We start from the raw sequence: 16045 nt of genomic DNA, 5'->3' as shown, positions 1-16045 counted from the left end.
GAGATCGCGGCGGGGGGAACCAGCCATCGCGCCCTCGGATCGACGCCGCGGGCGGCGTCGGCCCACGCCCCGGGGCGGGGACCCACGGGCCTCTGGAAGGGTGCTCTGCGATGCGTTCTCCGTCCGGCGTCGTGGACGCCGAGCCGCCGTGCTGGCGCCCCCTGGGGAGGATGGCTGGAGGCCACGATTCCATCAGGCACATGGTTCGCGCCCGATCCCGTTGCGCCCCTGCCGGATCCACCGCCACCGAGCTCTGCGCGGCCTCGGCCGAGCTCTGCGGGGCCTCGGCCGAGCTTCGTACGGCCCCGGCCCAGCTCCGTACGGCCCGCCGCACCTTCTCTCCTTTCGGCTAGGATCTCCTCATGTCTGACGACGCTGCCTTGGCCCCGCTCGCGACGCTCGTGACCCGCCTGAGGGCGGCGATCTCCTTCGAGGACGCCGCGACCGCCGCGCTCAAGACCATGCTCGATTGCGCCTCGACGGCGCTCACCAAGAACCCCGCCTTGAAGAGCCCTCGCCTTCTTCGCGCGACGGTCCATCTCCGGCCCGATGACGGCTACCAGCGCCTCTTCGGTATCGAGCATCCCACGGGCGCAGCGCTCGAGGACACGGGGTACGTCACGTCCGCGAACGTCTGGCGCTGGATCAACCAGCATCGTTGTGCGGTCTCCATCGGCGTGCAGCTCGGCGTGCTGAGCACCTATTCGCCCGAGGGCGCTGCCCTGGATCGCGAGCCGCCGGAGACGCAGGGTGTTATCGGATTAGAGACTCGCAACCATATGCTGGGGCGCGACGTCACGCATGTGCACGTCGTCCCCCTGTGCGCTCCCGGCGGGAGCGTGAGCGGCATGATCACGCTCGAGGCCAGGTGCAAGGGCGCGATCGAGCGAGCGGCGGTCTGGGATGGTTGCCGTGACGTGCTCGATCTCCTGGCCAGCATCGCGGCGCCGCACCTCGGCGCCCTGCCGCCGCGCGCCGTCCCGAAGGTCACCACGGACGAGCTCCTGCCCGTCATCGGACGCGCCACCGCCGGCTTGATCGAGCTCGTGCGGGTCTTCGCCGCGCAGGACGAGACCGTGCTCATCAGCGGTCCCACGGGCGCAGGAAAATCGCGGCTCGCTCGCTGGTGTCACGAGCAATCGTCGCGCAAAGGGAAATGCTTCGAGACGCTCGACCTGCTGAGCGTGCCCGAGGACCTGCAGATGGCCGAGCTCTTCGGCTGGAAGCGGGGCGCCTTCACCGGCGCGACGAGAGACTCCGCCGGAACCATCGCGCGCGCGGCGAACGGCACGCTCTTCATCGACGAGATCGACAAGCTCTCGCTCAAGGCCCAGGCGGGCCTCCTGCGCGTGCTCGAGGAGCGGCGTTATCGGCCGCTCGGCGACGAAGGAGGCGCACGGCGGGCGGACGTGCGGTTCATCATCGGGACCAACGCCGACCTGCGCGCGTGCGTGCGCGCAGGGAAGTTCCGCGAGGATCTGTATTACCGCATCAACGTGCTGCCTGTGCGGCTGCCCGCGCTCTCGGAGCGCCTGGACGAGCTCCCGCTGTGGGCCGAGTACATGCTCGCACGCAGGCATGGGGAGTCCGGAGGCCGTGGCGCGGCGTGGATCGAGCGTGAAGGCTTGGAGCTCTTGTCGAAGACGTCATGGCCGGGCAACCTGCGCCAGCTCGACAACATCGTGCGCCGGGCCTATGCGCTCGCCCTCTCGGATCGCCGTGGCGCGGGCGGCGATCTGGTGCTGGCGCGGCACCACCTCGAGCGCGCGCTCGACTACGACGCTGGCGCGGAGGACGTCGCGTTGATCGACCAGCTCTGGCGCGCCGCGAAGGTGTTCGTCGGGGAGGCAGAGCGCCGCGAAGGCGGCGAGAGCCCGCCGCTCACACTCGAGATGAGCGAGGCCATCCGGGGTCTCGTGCTCGCCGCCGCGGTCGCGCGCCGCGGCGGCCGCGACGCGGCGTTCTCGCTGCTCGGGCAGCATCCGCTCGTGAAGAGCCGCAACCATCATCGGGCCTACAAGCGCGAGATCGAGCGCGTGCGCGAGTTCGTGAGCCTCGTCGGCGGCAAGGTCGACGAGGACCTCGCCGCGTTGCTCGACACGCCGGAGGAGCCGGCGTGACGCGCCCGGGAGACGTCATCGACGGCCGCTTCGACATCGAGCGCCGTGTCGGCGCCGGCGGCATGGGACAGGTCTTCCGCGCGCGTGACGCGCAGTCCGGCGAGCCTGTCGCGGTCAAGGTGCTGATCGGCTCGGACCTCGCGGACAGCGCGCGCTTCGAGCACGAGGCGCGGGCGCTCGAGGCCCTTCAGGTCCCCGGCATCGTGCGGTACGTCGCGCATGGCGCGACGGACAGGGGCAGGCCTTATCTCGCCATGCAATGGCTCGCCGGGGAGACCCTCGCCCAGCGGCTGGAGCGGCGGCCGCTGACGGTCTCCGAGACCGTGGTCCTCCTCGCGCGAGCCGCGGCGACGCTCGGCGCGATCCATCGGCTCGGGGTCGTCCATCGGGACATCAAGCCGAGCAACATGATGCTCGTGGACGGCGCGATCGAGCGCGTCACGCTGCTCGACTTCGGAATCGCGCGGATCTCCGGGCTGCAGAGGGGGCTCACGCAGCCGGGGGCCATCCTGGGCACGCCCGGCTACATGGCGCCAGAGCAGGCGCGCGCCCAGGAGCCTATCGACGCGCGGGCCGACGTCTTCGCGCTCGGGTGCGTGGCCTTCGAATGCATCGCGGGCAGGCCGGCCTTCGTCGCGAACGACCCGCTCTCGCTGCTCATGAAGGTCGTCCTGGAGGACCCTCCGCCGCTCGGCGAGCTCTGCGCGTCCGTGCCTGCGTGGCTGGAGGAGCTCGTCGCGGGGATGCTCGCCAAGGAGCCGGACCGCCGGCCAGCGGACGCCGAGGCCGTGGCCGACTGGATCAGGGAGGCCGAGGGAGGGGCGCTCGCTTGGAGCGGGCCGCGCTCGTCGCAGCCGCCTGCAGACCAGAGGATCACGACCGGCGAGAGGAGGCTCCTCTGCCTCGTCCTCGCGGACGACGCGCCCGCGTCCGCCGGGCCGGAGGACGAGAGGGCCGGCCGCCACCGCGCGCTGCGCGAGATCGCGGAGGACCACGGGGGGAGGCTCGATCGTCTGCAGGAGCGGTGGCTCCTCGCCTCGTTTTCGGGCGCTGCCGCGCCGACGGACCTGGCCGCGCGCGCGGCGCATTGCGCGCTCGCCATGGCGAAGGTGATCGGCGATGCCCCGATGGCCGTCGTTCTGGGTCGCTCCGACGTCGGGGCGCCCCTGCACACGGGCGAGCTGATCGAGCGGGCCGTCACGCGCCTCTCGACCAGCCGCGAGCGCGGGGCGGCGGGGGAGATCCTCGTCGACGACATGGTCGCGCCCTTCCTGGAGCCGCGGTTCCAGCTCCAACAGGAGGCTGCGGGGCGCGTGCTCCGCGGCGTCAAGCGGAGCGACAGGCCAGCCGCCGGCCTTCCTGGAAGTGCGACGGACTTCGTTGGGCGGGATCGCGAGCTCTCCACGCTCCTCGCCGAGCTCTGGCGCTGCGTCGAGGAGCGGGCAGCGGCAGCGGTGCTCGTGACGGGCGCCCCGGGGATGGGCAAATCGCGCCTGCGGCGCGAGCTGTTGCGCAGGGCGCGGAGCGCCGAGGCGCCTCCGGCGATCTGGGTCGGGCTGGCCGATCCGATGAGCGCCGGCTCGGCCTTCGCGTTGCTATCGGGCGCGCTCCGGAGCGGCTTTGGCATCGTCGAGGGCGAGCCGCTCGCGCAGCGGCGCGAGAAGGTGCTCGCGCGCGTCTCGCGTCACCCGGACCTCGAGGCGCCGCGGGTCGCCGCCTTTCTCGGCGAGATCGTCGGCGCCCCGTTCCCCGACGAGGACGACGTCCAGCTCCGCGCCGCGCGGCGCAACCCGATGCTGATGGCCGACCAGCTCCGGGCCGCCCTGGAGGCGTACCTGCGCGCGGAGTGCGCGGCGCAGCCGGTCGTCCTCGTGCTCGAGGATCTGCACTGGGGAGATTTGCCGACGGTGACGCTGATCGAGGCGGCGCTGCACCGCCTCGGCGACCAGCCGCTCCTGGTGCTCGCGCTCGCGCGCCCGGAGGTGCACGACCTGTTTCCGAGGCTCTGGGAGGGCCACCTGCGGCAAGAGATCTGCCTCACGCCGCTAGGACGGCGGGCCAGCGAGCGCCTCGTACGGCAGGCGCTGGGGAGCGGGGCGGACGACGAGCTGGTGGCCCGGCTGGTCGAGCGCGCCGAGGGCAATGCGTTCTTCCTGGAGGAGCTCATCCGGGCGGCGATGGGCGGCGCGGGGTCTGCGCTTCCGGAGACGGTGCTCGTGGTGGTGCAGGCGCGGATCGAGGCGCTGCATCCGAGCGCGCGGCAGCTCCTGCGCGCGGCCAGCATCTTCGGGCAGGCGTTCCGGCGACGCGGCGTCGAGGCGCTGGTCGGCGCGGCGGCGGTGGCCGTGCGGCTCGACGATCTCGAGCAACGCGAGTTCCTCGTGCGGGGCTGGAGCGAGCAGCGCGCGGAGGACGTCGAGTATCGGTTCCGCCATGCGCTCGTGCAGGAGGCGGCATATCAAATGCTGACGGAGCAGGATCGGCGGACCGGGCACGGGCTCGCCGGCAACTGGCTGGAGCGGACCGGGGACGCGGACCCGATGGTGCTCGCGGGGCATTTCGAGCGCGGCGCGGAGCCGCTGCGGGCGGCGGCGGCCTATGTGCGGGCGGCGCAGCAGTCGCTCCGCGGTCATGACCTCGAGGCGGCGATCGAGCGGGCCGAGCGGGGGATCGCGTGCGCGCCGTCCAGCGAGACGGTGGGCGCGCTGCGGCTGGTGCAGGCGGAGGCGCATGTGTGGCGGGGAGAGCTCCCGCTCGCGGAGGCGCGGGGGACGGAGGCGGCGAGGCTGATCGAGGAGGGGAGCGCCCCTTGGTACATGGCGCTGTACCACGTCGCGATGGCGTACCAGAAGCAGAGCGCTCTCGGGCAGGTGATGCAGCTCAGCGCGACGGCGCGGGATGCGGCGATCGGAGCAGAAGCGCTCGGGGCCAGGACGATGTGCCTGAGCGCGTGTGCGTGCACGATGGTGTTTCACGGAGAGTACGCGCCTGCCGATGCGCTGCTCGCGGCCGTGGAGCGAGCGTTCGACGGCGTTCACGGGCTGGATCAGGACGCGCTTGCGGTGTACCACCAGGTGCGCGCCTTTCAGTCCGCGTCCGCGGCGGACCCGGAGAGGTCGCTGCGGAGCTTCGGCGATGTGCTGGCTGCATTCGAGCAGGTCGGCGACCGTCGGAATGCTTGCGCGACGCGCGCGAACCTCGCTCATTTCCATTATGAGATCGGGGACTTCGCCGGTGCAGAGGCGCTCCTCCGCGCGGCGCTCGCGGCGTCGGAGGAGATGGAGCTCCACGAGCTCGAGGCGACCATCCAGAGCAACCTCGGCCTCGTGCTCGCCCGCGCCGGCAAGCTCACCGAGGCCCATGAGGTGGAGCGAGCCGCGCTCGAGGCCACGCGCCGGATGAACATACCTCGATTCATCGGCAGCTCCCTCGCCTATCTCGCCGAGATCGCGCTCCTGAGCGGCGATTGCGAGGAGGCCGAGCGCCACGCGCGCGCCGCGGTGGAGGTCCTCGAGGTAGCGCCGCCGTTGCGCGCCGCGGCGGTGGCGCTGCTGGCGCGGGCGCTGCTCGAATCGGGACGGCCGGACGAGGCGCTCGAACGGGCGCGCGAGGCGCAAGCTGCGCTGGATTCGCTCGGCGGTGTGGAGGAGGGGGAGTCGTTGATCCGCCTGGTCTATGCGGAGGCGCTCGCCGCGGCGGCGCATCGGGAAGAGGCGGAGAAGGCGGTCGCGACGGCGGCGGACGCGCTGACGGCCCGTGCGAGCAAGTTCCAGGATCCGCGGTGGCGGGAGAGCTTCCTCGAGCGCGTCCCCGAGCACGCGCAGACGCGGGCGCTCGCGCGACAGTGGCTCGGGCGGGGCTGAGGGGGGCAATCAGCCGGCGCGCAGGCGCGGGCAATCAGCCGGCGCGGCGCAGGCGCGGCGCGTGGGCTCGGGTTGCGGCGGCGCCGCCCTCGGAGGCGGCGCCGCCAGGCGGTGGAATGTGCGTTATTGGATGTCCAGCAATCTCTGGGGCGTGCTGCCGTTCATGTTGATTCGGCGTCCGAGTTGATTCGAGGAGTTGTCGCCAGAACCCAGGAGCGTCCTGTTCGTCTGAATGATCATTGAAATGTTTTCTGCCGCATAGACTCTCGCTGCTCCGATCGAGGACAGGAGCTGCATGGGCGTCCCACGCATCTCCGTTGTGCCGTCGCCGAGCTGTCCACGGCTGTTGTTTCCCCAGGCCCACACCGTGTCATCTGCCTTGATGCCCAGCACGTGATACCGTCCCACGGAGACATCAATGAACGAGGAGTGCCCGGAGATTTCGACGGGCATCCAGCGGCTCAGCCAGCCAGTGAATCCCAGTTGCCCATTCCGATTTTCGCCCCAGGTCCAGATCTTCCCATTTGCCGTGATGGCAGCGCTGGAGCTCCCGCCAGCCCCGAACCGAAGGACGTTCGTAAGGTTCTTGACTCGCACCGGGGTAGGGCTGTCTACCGTTTCGCTGTTGCCGAGCTGACCCGCGTTGTTCCGTCCCCATGCCCATAACGTTCCATCGTTCTTGAGTGCCAGAGCGAAATAATAGCCAGCGTCGATGGCGACGATGTCGTTCAGTCCAGGTATCTGTGCTGGGTAGCACCCGTCAAGATCTCCGAGCGCATAATGCTTGTTTCGACCCCACCCCCACACGGTGCCGTCCTTCTTCAGGGCATAGGCAGTGAATCTGTAGGCGCTGATCTGTATGACGTCGGAGAGTCCAGCGATTTGCCTCGGTGCATGGATGCGCGAAACTACGTTTGATCCACAGTTCTCGCCATCGCCCATCTTGCTGTTTCCATTGCTCCCCCAAGCCCAGACGGTCCCATCTTTCTTGAGCACCATGCTCCAATTAAGACCCGTCGCGACGCTCCTGACGCCGCTGATCCCCGGCACCCTCGCGGGCGCGGGGCGGGACTCGGTCTTCGCGCCGTTCCCGAGCTCGCCATACTCGTTTCGACCCCAGGATTCGACCGTTCCGTCTTTTCTTGCCGCAAGGCCTTGATACAGCACCGCCACCGTCTGGGAGTCGAAGACGCCTCTCACGCGAGTGGGCAAGAAACGAGATTGGCCGAGGACGCCGTCGCCAAGCTGCCCCTTGCTATTTTCGCCCCAGGTGCGGATATCACCCGTCGGCAAGAGGGCCGCCGAGCTATTTCCGCCGCAGGCGACTGCGCCGGCGTTGGAGACGCCGCTCACGGGCGCAGCCGTGCTGCGCTGGCTCGTGGCCGTCGAGACCCCGAGCTGGCCGTGGCTGTTCGAGCCGAACGCCCAGACCGTGCCGTCTGCCTTCAAGGCCAGCGAGTGCCCGGCGCCGCCGGCGACGCGCAGCACCTGCCCGAGCTCAGAGACCTGCACTGGCGTAGCACGCGAGGTCGTCGTCCCGTCACCGAGCTGGCCATTCGCATTGTTGCCCCAGGCCCAGACCGTCCCGTCCCCACGCACCGCCAGCGAGTGGCCCGCGCCCGCCGCGATGGCCGTAATACCATGCAGCGTCGGAACTTTCACCGGAACCTGGCTGGCCGTCGTTGTGCCATTGCCGAGCTGGCCATTCGCGTTGTTGCCCCAGGCCCAGACCGTCCCGTCCTGCCTGAGCGCGAGCGAGTGCTCCTCACCGGCCGCGATGGCCGTGATGCGGTCGAGCTTCGAGACCAGCGTCGGGCTCGGCGTGGAGCTCGCCTCGCCATGGCCGAGTTGGCCAGCGGCATCATCGCCCCACGCCAGCACCTTGCCATCACCCCTGAGCGCGAGCGAATGCTTCGCGCCGGCCGCAATGGCCACGATGCCCTGAAGCCCAGGAACCTGCAGGGGCGTCGTTGGGTTCGTCGTCGTGTCGTGGCCGAGCTGGCCATACGTATTGTCGCCCCAGGCCCATACGACACCTGCGCCGCCCAGCGCGAGCGCGTGCGCGCCGCCAGCAGCCGTACCGAAGGCGCGGGCAGCAGCCGTACCGGAGGTGCGGGACATGGAGATCTCGACGGGAAGCGAGCCCGGAGCGGTCGTCGACGCCTGGGGGCCGAGCGTACCCTGGCTGTTGTCGCCCCAGGCCCAAAGCGTGCCGTCCGTCTGGGTGGCCACCATCCCCCACGGCGCGACCGCGAGGGCCTGCTGTTCGTTCAAGGGGAGCGGTCCGACGATCACTCGCATCGAGTCGGTCCCCGTATCTCCGTCGGTGCCCGGCGCAACCGTGCCATCGAGGGTCGGGGTCCCCTCGAAGGTGCCGAAGGCCCATAGCCGCCCGCTGTGGTCGAATGTGAACGCATCGAGCGCATCGTCGTCGCCCGGGCCGCCATAAGTTCGCACCCAGCGAAGCGCGCCCGTGGTGAGGTCGTATGCGGCGACGAACGCATCCCGGTTGGCGTTCACGCCGAGCCGTCTGTCCGGGAGCGGAGAGGGAATCGTGCCTGCGAAGTCGATCGGACCCCTGAACTCTCCCGCGACGACCACGACTTGCCCCTGCACCTCGGCCGAGGTGATCTTGACCTGGCGCCCCGAGTCCGGCGATGACAATCGGTTAATCCATGCCCAGGAGCTCTGGCCAGACATCACCCGCCCGATGAAGGATTGCGTCTTCTGCCCATTGGTGCCGGCGATGATGCCCTCTGGCAGGGCAGCCACGGGTATCGGATCGGCCATCTCCGGAACGCCGATCGTCACGGACCACGTACTGCCGTTGCCGCAGAAGGAGTCGTGTTCTCCACCAATGCTGGATTTATGCACCATGATCGCGCTGGACGAGAGCGGCCGCGCGGCAATGGCGTTACAGGAATCCAGCACCCGCTGCGTCCATGTGCCCGTCGTCGTGTCCACGAGCCGCGAGCGCCGGGGGGGGCCCCCTGAGACCGGGTACTCGCGCCATTCTGGCTGGTTATCGCTGCGCGTGCCGACTACCTCCAACCAGTGTTTTTCGGAGTGGTACGAGGAGGAGATGTTTTGCACCTTCGCCAGACCGGTGATTATGTCCGCATAGATATTCAGTGTGGTGGGGTCCAGGACGCGTATCTTGTTGTTGATGGCGACGGCGACATACCCCATCGCCGCGTTCGCGTCCACGTCGGTGATTTCATCGCCGTCCGCCGCTGCCCACCGTCGCGCAGCCAGGTACGTACCGTCTGCCTTGGCCTTGATCACGAAGATGTCCTTGCTGGACTCCTGGTGCAGATCGAGCGCGTCGAGTCCCGCGATCTTGGGTGCATCGGTGAACCCAGCGTACACGATGGTCTCCTCGTCGAGGGCGGCCGCAGCGACCGTCTTCACATAATGGCCGCTCGTCTCATGATCGGTGATCGCCACGCTCATCGGGCAGTCCATGGAGCAGCTGTTGCTGCTCTCGCCCGTCTGGCAGACGCCGTTGCCGCAATCCGACGCGGGCGGATTCTTGAGCCAAACCTCGACGGAGCGCCTGCCCTCGCAGATCGCGCCCTGACACGCTCGTGTGCAGTCCTCGTCGACCTTGAACGAGCAGTTGCCGCCGTTGGATGCGCAGATGCGGCCCGTGACGTGGCCCAGGGTGGCGCCGGGGCCCCTGCATGCCCGGTGGTCTTGTTGCGTGGACCCGGCGAAGATGTTGCCCCAGAAGCGCCCCTCGAAGTTCTTGTACTCGGCCGTCTCTTCGTCCGAAGCCGCGAGCTGCGGATGGGTGCCTCGAAGCGAGATCTCGACCTTGACGCGGTAGCCATTCACCCGCGCGAGCACGCAGGCCGAGACCCATTGCTCGCATTCATCGCCACATTCGGTTTTTTCCCATTCGGGAGCCAGCCCGATCTCGCCCTCGAAGTCAACCTGCTCCGCCTGGCCCGGATGCTCCAGATCATCGAGGGGGAGCGTCATCTTCTTGTCTTTGGGCATCGCGCACTTGTAAATGTATCTCAGAAGCTCGCGTGAGAGATGCCCCCTCCTCGTCGACACCGTGTCGCTCGCGATCGCCCTGTCGTTCAGTGAGGTCAAGGTGCTCTCGGTGAGCGCGTTCATGGTGAGCGCGTTCATGGTGAGCGCGTTCATGGTGAGCGCGTTCATGGTGAGCGCGTTGTCGGTGAGCGTGTTCGTGGAGAGCACGTTCGAGGACAGCATATTTGCCGTCTCAACCGCCTCCGACACCTGCCCCAGCTCCTCGCTCTCGTCGTTCTCGTCCCCTGCTTCGTCAGCCCCGGTGCACGCCGAAAGCGCCGCACAGGCCAACAGCGGGCATATCCCCATCCATCGACGCATCTGCATCTCCTTGATTGGCAGTCCACTCCGGCACTGCCGTCCCCACCTTAGGGCAACCAGCGTGCCGCGCCGCGCCGCTCGGGATGGTCCGGCCGAGGCCGTGCGATTCTCGCCGGTTTTCCCGCGGAACACCTCGCATCGAGCAGGAGCGATGCCCGGACCCGCGCCCCGACCCCGCCCCGGATCGGCGCTCCTGGGTGGTCTCGCCGGGACGCGCCTCTTCCCTGAAAGACGCGTCCCTTCCCGGAGGGACGCGCGCACCGGAGGCGGCCGCCCGCGGACGCGGCCACGACGCGGGGAGTCGCGTGCGCGGGGGATGTGGTGCAGCACGCTCCCTCGTCGTGTAACATGCCCGGATCGATGACCTCGCCGGAGCTGCAGCCAGGAGCCGTCGTCGGGAATCGCTTCGCGGTCGCATGCCTCGCCGGCGCAGGAGGCATGGGGACCGTCTACAAGGCCCTGGACCAGGAGCGCGGTCGCCTCGTCGCGCTCAAGCTCCTGAGCGACGCTCTCCCGGAGCACGCCGATCGCTTCGCGCGTGAGGCCCGGATCCTCGCCCAGCTCGAGCACCCCGGCATCGTCCGGTTCGTCGGCTCGGGCCACGACGCGGCCGCCGGAGCGTGGCTGGCCATGGAATGGCTCGAGGGCGAGGATCTCGCGGCCCGGCTCGACCGGGGCCCCCTCGCGCTCGACGACACCTTCGCGCTCGGGATCGCGGCCGCCGACGCGCTCGACGCCGCCCACGCCGCTGGCGTGATCCACCGCGACGTCAAGCCGTCGAACATCTTTCTCATCGGCGGCGATCCAGGGCACATCAAGCTCGTCGACTTCGGCATCGCTCGCCGTGACGGCGCGACGCGGGCGCTCACCCGCAGCGGCACCATCATCGGCACCGCGGGATACCTCTCCCCGGAGCAGATCAACGGCGAGCCGCTCGACGCGCGGTCGGACGTGTTCGCGCTGGGAGCCGTGCTCTTCGAATGTCTCGCCGGCCGGCCCGCGTTCGCCGGCGGCCGCATGGTGGACGTGCTCGCGCGGACCATGCTGGACGAGGCGCCGGACGTGTGCGCGCTGCGGGACGACGTGTCCCGGGGACTGGCGGCGCTCGTCGCGCGGATGATCGCGAAGGACCGGGGGGCGCGGCCGGAGAGCGGGGCCGCGGTCGCCAGCGCGCTGCGCGAGCTGGCGAAAGAGGCCGCCTCCACCTCGGCGAGCCCCGGAGTGCCTCGACGTCGCCAGGCGATCTCGAGCGCCGAGCTGCGCGTAGGCTCGATCGTCGTCGCCGAGCGGGAGCCCGCCGCCGATGCCGCGAGCGCCCAGACGGTGAGCGCCGACGCCGATGTCGCCCGGCGAGTGCGGCTCGCGGCGGCGCTGGCGCGCCTCGGCGCGCGCGTGGATGTGGTCGCTGGCGACCGGCTGCTCGTGACGCAGAAGGAGACCGGGAGCCCGGGGGAGCAGGCCGTGCGCGCGGCGCAGTGCGCGCTCGCGCTCGGCCCGGCGCTCGCCGGGAGCGAAGGCGCCGCGAAGCCCAGGATCGCCATCGTCACCGGGAGCGCCGAGGTCACCGGCAAACCCCCTGCCGGCGAGCTGCTGGATCGTGCCATGGCGCTGCTCGCCGCGCCGGCGCCTGTCTCCGGGGTGGCCTATGTCGACGACGTGACGCGGGCGCTCCTGGGCGCCCGCTTCGACGTCCGCCGCGAGCCCCCGGGCTGGGCGCTCGTCGTCGAGCGGGAGATCGGCGACGACGCGCGCTGGGTGCTCGGCCGTCCCAGCCCCTTTCTCGATCGCGACGTGGAGCTGCGCCAGCTCGTGGACCTCTTCGAGGAGTGCGTCGCGGAGGGGCTCGCCCGGGCCGCGCTCGTGACCGGCCCGCCGGGGATCGGCAAGTCGAGGCTGCGCCACGAGGCCATGCAGCGGATCTCCGAGAGCCGGAAGTCGGCCGACGCCACCCCGGCGATCTGGGTGGGCCGCGCCGACACGGGAGCGCCGTTCGAGGTGCTCGGCTCGTTGCTCCGCGGCGCCCGCGGCTCGTCGCCCCAGCCCTCGTCGCCCGGCCAGGAGCTCGTGGACCTCGTCGAGGCGGTCATCCGGGCGCGGCCGCTCGTCCTGGTCATCGAGGACCTGCACCGAGCGGACGAGCCTTCATTGCAAGTCCTCGAGCGTGCATTGCGAACGTTCCAGGACCGCCCGCTCTTCGTGATGGCGTTCGCCCGTCCGGAAGTCCACGAGCGCTTCCCCGGGCTCTGGGCCGAGCGCGGCGCCCAGCAGATCCACCTCCGCACGCTCTCGCCGCGTTCCACGGCCCGGCTTGTTCAGGATGCCCACAGCAGCCTGGAGCCAGGCGAGATCGCGACGCTCATCGAACGCGCGGCGGGGAACCCGTTCTACCTCGAGGAGCTCCTCCGGTCCGCGAGCGAGGGGTGCCGCGACGGGCTCCCGGAATCGGTGCTCGCGATGGAGCAGGCGCGGCTCGCCGCGCTGCCGCCGGCGGAGCGTCGTTTTCTGCGCGCGGCGAGCATCTTCGGGAGCGTGTTCTGGATGAGGGGCGTGCTCCACCTGCTCGGCGAGGGCAGCTCCGTGACCCTCGCCGAGAGCGCGCTCGCCACGCTCCTCGCGCACAAGCTGATCGAGCGCCACGTGACGAGCCGTTTTCCGGGGGAGGAGGAGCTCGCGTTTCGCCAGATGCTCGTGTGCGAGGCGGCGTACAGCACGTTGACGGCAGCAGACCGCGCGCGTGGGCACGCGCTGGCCGCGGCGTGGCTCGAGACGGCAGGCGAGCAGGATCCGGTGGTGCTCGCCGGTCATCGGGAATTGGACCCGGCATGGAAACACAGATTCATGGGCCGCAAGATTCGCTCGTAGCTCGCTGCCCGGTCCAGCCGTGGAGGTGTGCTCTGGAGGCTCGCGCCGGCCGACGAACGATGCCTATGCCTTGAAGCTCGGTCATCCCTGGGCGGGCGAAGCGCCCCGCTGCGAGGTTTCCGTGTCGCGACCGCGCACGCCCGACATCGACCTGGCCGGCGATGAGTCGGAATCGGGGTGTCCCATTGACGCGGAATCGGCGCGCGCCCAGCCTCGCGGCATGCGGAGTTCCTGGTGGATCGGCGTGCTTGCCTCGGTCGCGCTCGCGCCGGCTTGTGGGGCCCGGAGCGAGGTTTACTTCGACCTGCCCGCGGGCGTAGGTGAGATCGGCTCGACCACCTCGGGAGCTGGCGGCGGTCCCAGCCCTGCTTCGAGCTCGGCCGGGGTCGGCGGCGCCGGCGCCGGCGCCGCCGACCCCGTCGGCACGTCGGGCGCCGGGGGCTCAGGCGGTCAAGGCTCGGGCGGTATGGCGGGCGCGGGGGGCGCCGAGCAGGAGTGCGATCCGAGCCACGTGCACACCGGCTTCTGGGGCTCCACCCGCCAGGAGGCTCTCGAGGACCTGCGCGGCGTCACCGTGGTCGACGGCTCGCTCGCCCTCGGCGGCGACATCTCCGACCTGTCCCCGCTTGCGTGCCTGACGACCGTCACGGGCGAGCTCCTGATCAACGACACCACGCGCTTGACCAACCTGGACGGCCTCGGCTCCCTCTCCTCCATCGGGTCGACGCTGACGGTGGTCTATAACGCTTCGCTGCGCAGCCTCAGCGGGCTTCGGAGCCTGGAGAAGGTCGGGGGAACCATCGAGATCCGTGAAAATCCGCTCCTCGAGAGCGTCGCCGGCGTCGGGGTGGACGCGTTCCAGTGGCAGGTGCTGGACAACGATTCGCTCGAGTCCTTGTCGGGTTTCGAGGGCATCGAGGAGGGGGAGCTCTGGATCAGGGGCAACGACCGGCTCGCGACGCTGGACGGTCTGCGCAACCTGCGCCGGGGGTCGCTCACCCTGGCGGACAACGACGCGCTGACCAGCCTCGAGGGCCTCGGCGCCGTCGAGGCGCTCGTGAATCTCCACATCTCCGAGAACGACGGGCTCGTCGGCTTGCAGGGCCTCGAGCAGCTCACGACCGTGGATAACCTCACGCTGGCGGAAAACCGACATCTGAGATCGCTGGACGGCCTCGAGAGCCTCGTCTTCGCGAGCCAGATCTCCGTCTCGTCGAACGAGCGGCTCGTGGACCTGACCGGGCTCGCGGCGCTCGAAGCCGCCCACGACCTCTACGTCGGCCAAAATTCAGGGATGGTGAGCCTGGACGGCCTGCGTTCGCTGCGCAGTGTCTCGAGCGTCGTCGCCGTATCGAATCCCGAGCTGGTGAGCGCCAGCGCGCTCGCCCACGTCCGCTCGAACCCGGACGGCGCGCCGTCGCTCTACCTCCACGACAACCCGAAGCTCACCAGCATCGACCTCGGCGAGGTGACGAGCCTGGGGGAGCTGTCCGTCGAGGGGTGCGGCTCCCTGACGGACCTGTCCGGGTTCGCCGACATCGCTGAGATGACCGCGCTCACCGTGCGCCAGAACTCCGGGCTCGTGAGCCTCGCGGGGGTCGAGCGGATCTCCGAGCTCTCTCACCTGGAGATCACCGGCAATCCTCTGCTCGCGAGCCTGCAGCCCCTGAGCGGCCTCCGCGAGGTGCGAGGCGCGATCTATATCGCCCATAACCCCGCGCTCACCAGCCTCGACGGGCTCGGCTCCTTCCGCGCGGGCGGCGGCTTTACCGAGACGGTATTGCTCGCGGGCAACCAGGCGCTCGTCGACATCGACGCTCTGCGCGGCCTGGTCCGCGTGGGCTATTTCAGCATCGAGGACAACGACGCTTTGCCCCGGCTGACCGGGCTCGAGGATGTGACCGAGATCGACAGCCTCAGGATCGAGGGGAACGCGTCGCTCGCGACGCTCCGCGGCCTGGGCGCTCGAACGATCACCTCGCTGCTGGACATCAAGTACAACCCGAGCTTGCCGAGCTGCGAGGTCGATGCGCTCGTGGAGCGCCTCGACCGGACGCCTCCCAGCGTCGTCGAGGAGAACAACGGCACCGGCGCCTGCCCGCCCTGAGCCGGCGGCGCCGCGGCAGCCCTGGATCGGCGCGCCCCCCCCGGCCGCGCGCCCGCTCAGCCCTGCTTCGGCGCCCTCATCCGGGCCGGGTCCACGACCGCGTCCCGCGCCACCTTGCCGAACGTGATGACGCTCCGGTCGCCGTTCTTCTCCTCGATGACCACCCGCCGCACCGACCACAGCTCCGGCCCCGACGTCATCTCGAGGCTGCGCACGTGCTTCGCGACCTCCTCGGCCCGCGGCCGCGCCGCCAGCGTGATCCCGTCCGCGCGGCTCGGGATCGACAGGTCGTAGCGCGCCCTGAGCTTCGCGAGGTCGCCGCCGAGGAGCACCAGGAGGTCCGAGAGCACCGCGCCGAAGCGCCCTGCCGCCCCCCGCCCCGCGCCCGCCGCGCCCTTCGGCGTCGCGAAGCCGAACCCCTCGGGCGTGATCCAGTAGGTGATCGCGTCCGGCGGCTTGAGCTCCCAGCGGAGCCGGTCCGGCAGGACCAGCGTCATCTCCCCGTCGCTCTTCACCGCCGTCGCGAGCAGCCCGATGCTCCGCTCCTGCGTGAACGGCGCGACCAGCGTCTTCACCGACGCGCGCGCCCTCGTGATCTCGGCGAGAGCGTCGCCCACCTCGTCCGCCCGCGCGCGGCCGGCGAGCGAGAGCGCGCCGCCGCACGCCGCGAGGCCCATCAAAAACGATCGTCGCTGCATCCTCGTCCTCTACCTTCAGACGGGCGCGCGGCG

General features: G+C 70.3%; 6 protein-coding genes. 4 read left to right on the top strand and 2 right to left on the bottom strand.

Annotated features, from left to right (window positions below):
* Positions 1–362: 362 nt before the first annotated feature.
* Together WMF33_RS39590 and WMF33_RS39585 are read left to right on the top strand one after the other, a co-directional pair.
* Complete coding sequence (locus WMF33_RS39590) at positions 363–2120, top strand: sigma-54-dependent transcriptional regulator (protein WP_437333458.1); 1758 nt, start codon at positions 363–365, stop codon at positions 2118–2120.
* Entirely contained in the window at positions 2117–5983 is a 3867-nt protein-coding gene (locus WMF33_RS39585; protein ID WP_437333457.1) for a protein kinase domain-containing protein, read from the top strand. The genes WMF33_RS39590 and WMF33_RS39585 overlap by 4 nt, the downstream gene beginning before the upstream one ends.
* 123 nt (positions 5984–6106) lie before the next feature.
* Here the strand turns inward: WMF33_RS39585 and WMF33_RS39580 are convergent, their stop codons facing one another.
* Positions 6107–10345: an RCC1-like domain-containing protein gene (locus WMF33_RS39580; RefSeq protein WP_437333456.1), complete on the bottom strand. Its 4239-nt coding sequence runs from the start codon at positions 10343–10345 to the stop codon at positions 6107–6109.
* Between the two features lie 360 nt (positions 10346–10705).
* Here WMF33_RS39580 and WMF33_RS39575 point away from each other — a divergent pair, with 360 nt between their 5' ends.
* Together WMF33_RS39575 and WMF33_RS39570 are read left to right on the top strand one after the other, a co-directional pair.
* Positions 10706–13207 carry a protein kinase domain-containing protein gene (locus WMF33_RS39575; protein WP_437333455.1) on the top strand — a complete coding sequence of 834 codons (2502 nt, stop codon included), beginning with the start codon at positions 10706–10708 and terminating at the stop codon, positions 13205–13207.
* A 220-nt stretch (positions 13208–13427) separates the two neighbouring features.
* Positions 13428–15314, top strand: a complete 1887-nt coding sequence (locus WMF33_RS39570) for a leucine-rich repeat domain-containing protein (protein WP_437339563.1) — start codon at positions 13428–13430, stop codon at positions 15312–15314.
* A gap of 56 nt (positions 15315–15370) precedes the next feature.
* On the opposite strand, the gene WMF33_RS39565 is transcribed toward WMF33_RS39570, so the two are convergent.
* Positions 15371–16012 carry a LolA family protein gene (locus tag WMF33_RS39565; RefSeq protein WP_437315134.1) on the bottom strand — a complete coding sequence of 214 codons (642 nt, stop codon included), beginning with the start codon at positions 16010–16012 and terminating at the stop codon, positions 15371–15373.
* Between the last annotated feature and the right edge of the window lie 33 nt (positions 16013–16045).

It is taken from the genome of Sorangium sp. So ce394, from assembly GCF_051474665.1.
Classification (GTDB): Bacteria; Myxococcota_A; Polyangia; order Polyangiales; family Polyangiaceae; genus Sorangium; species Sorangium cellulosum_D.
Note: the sequence above shows the minus strand (reverse complement) of the source record. Positions and strands in the feature narration are given on the sequence as shown.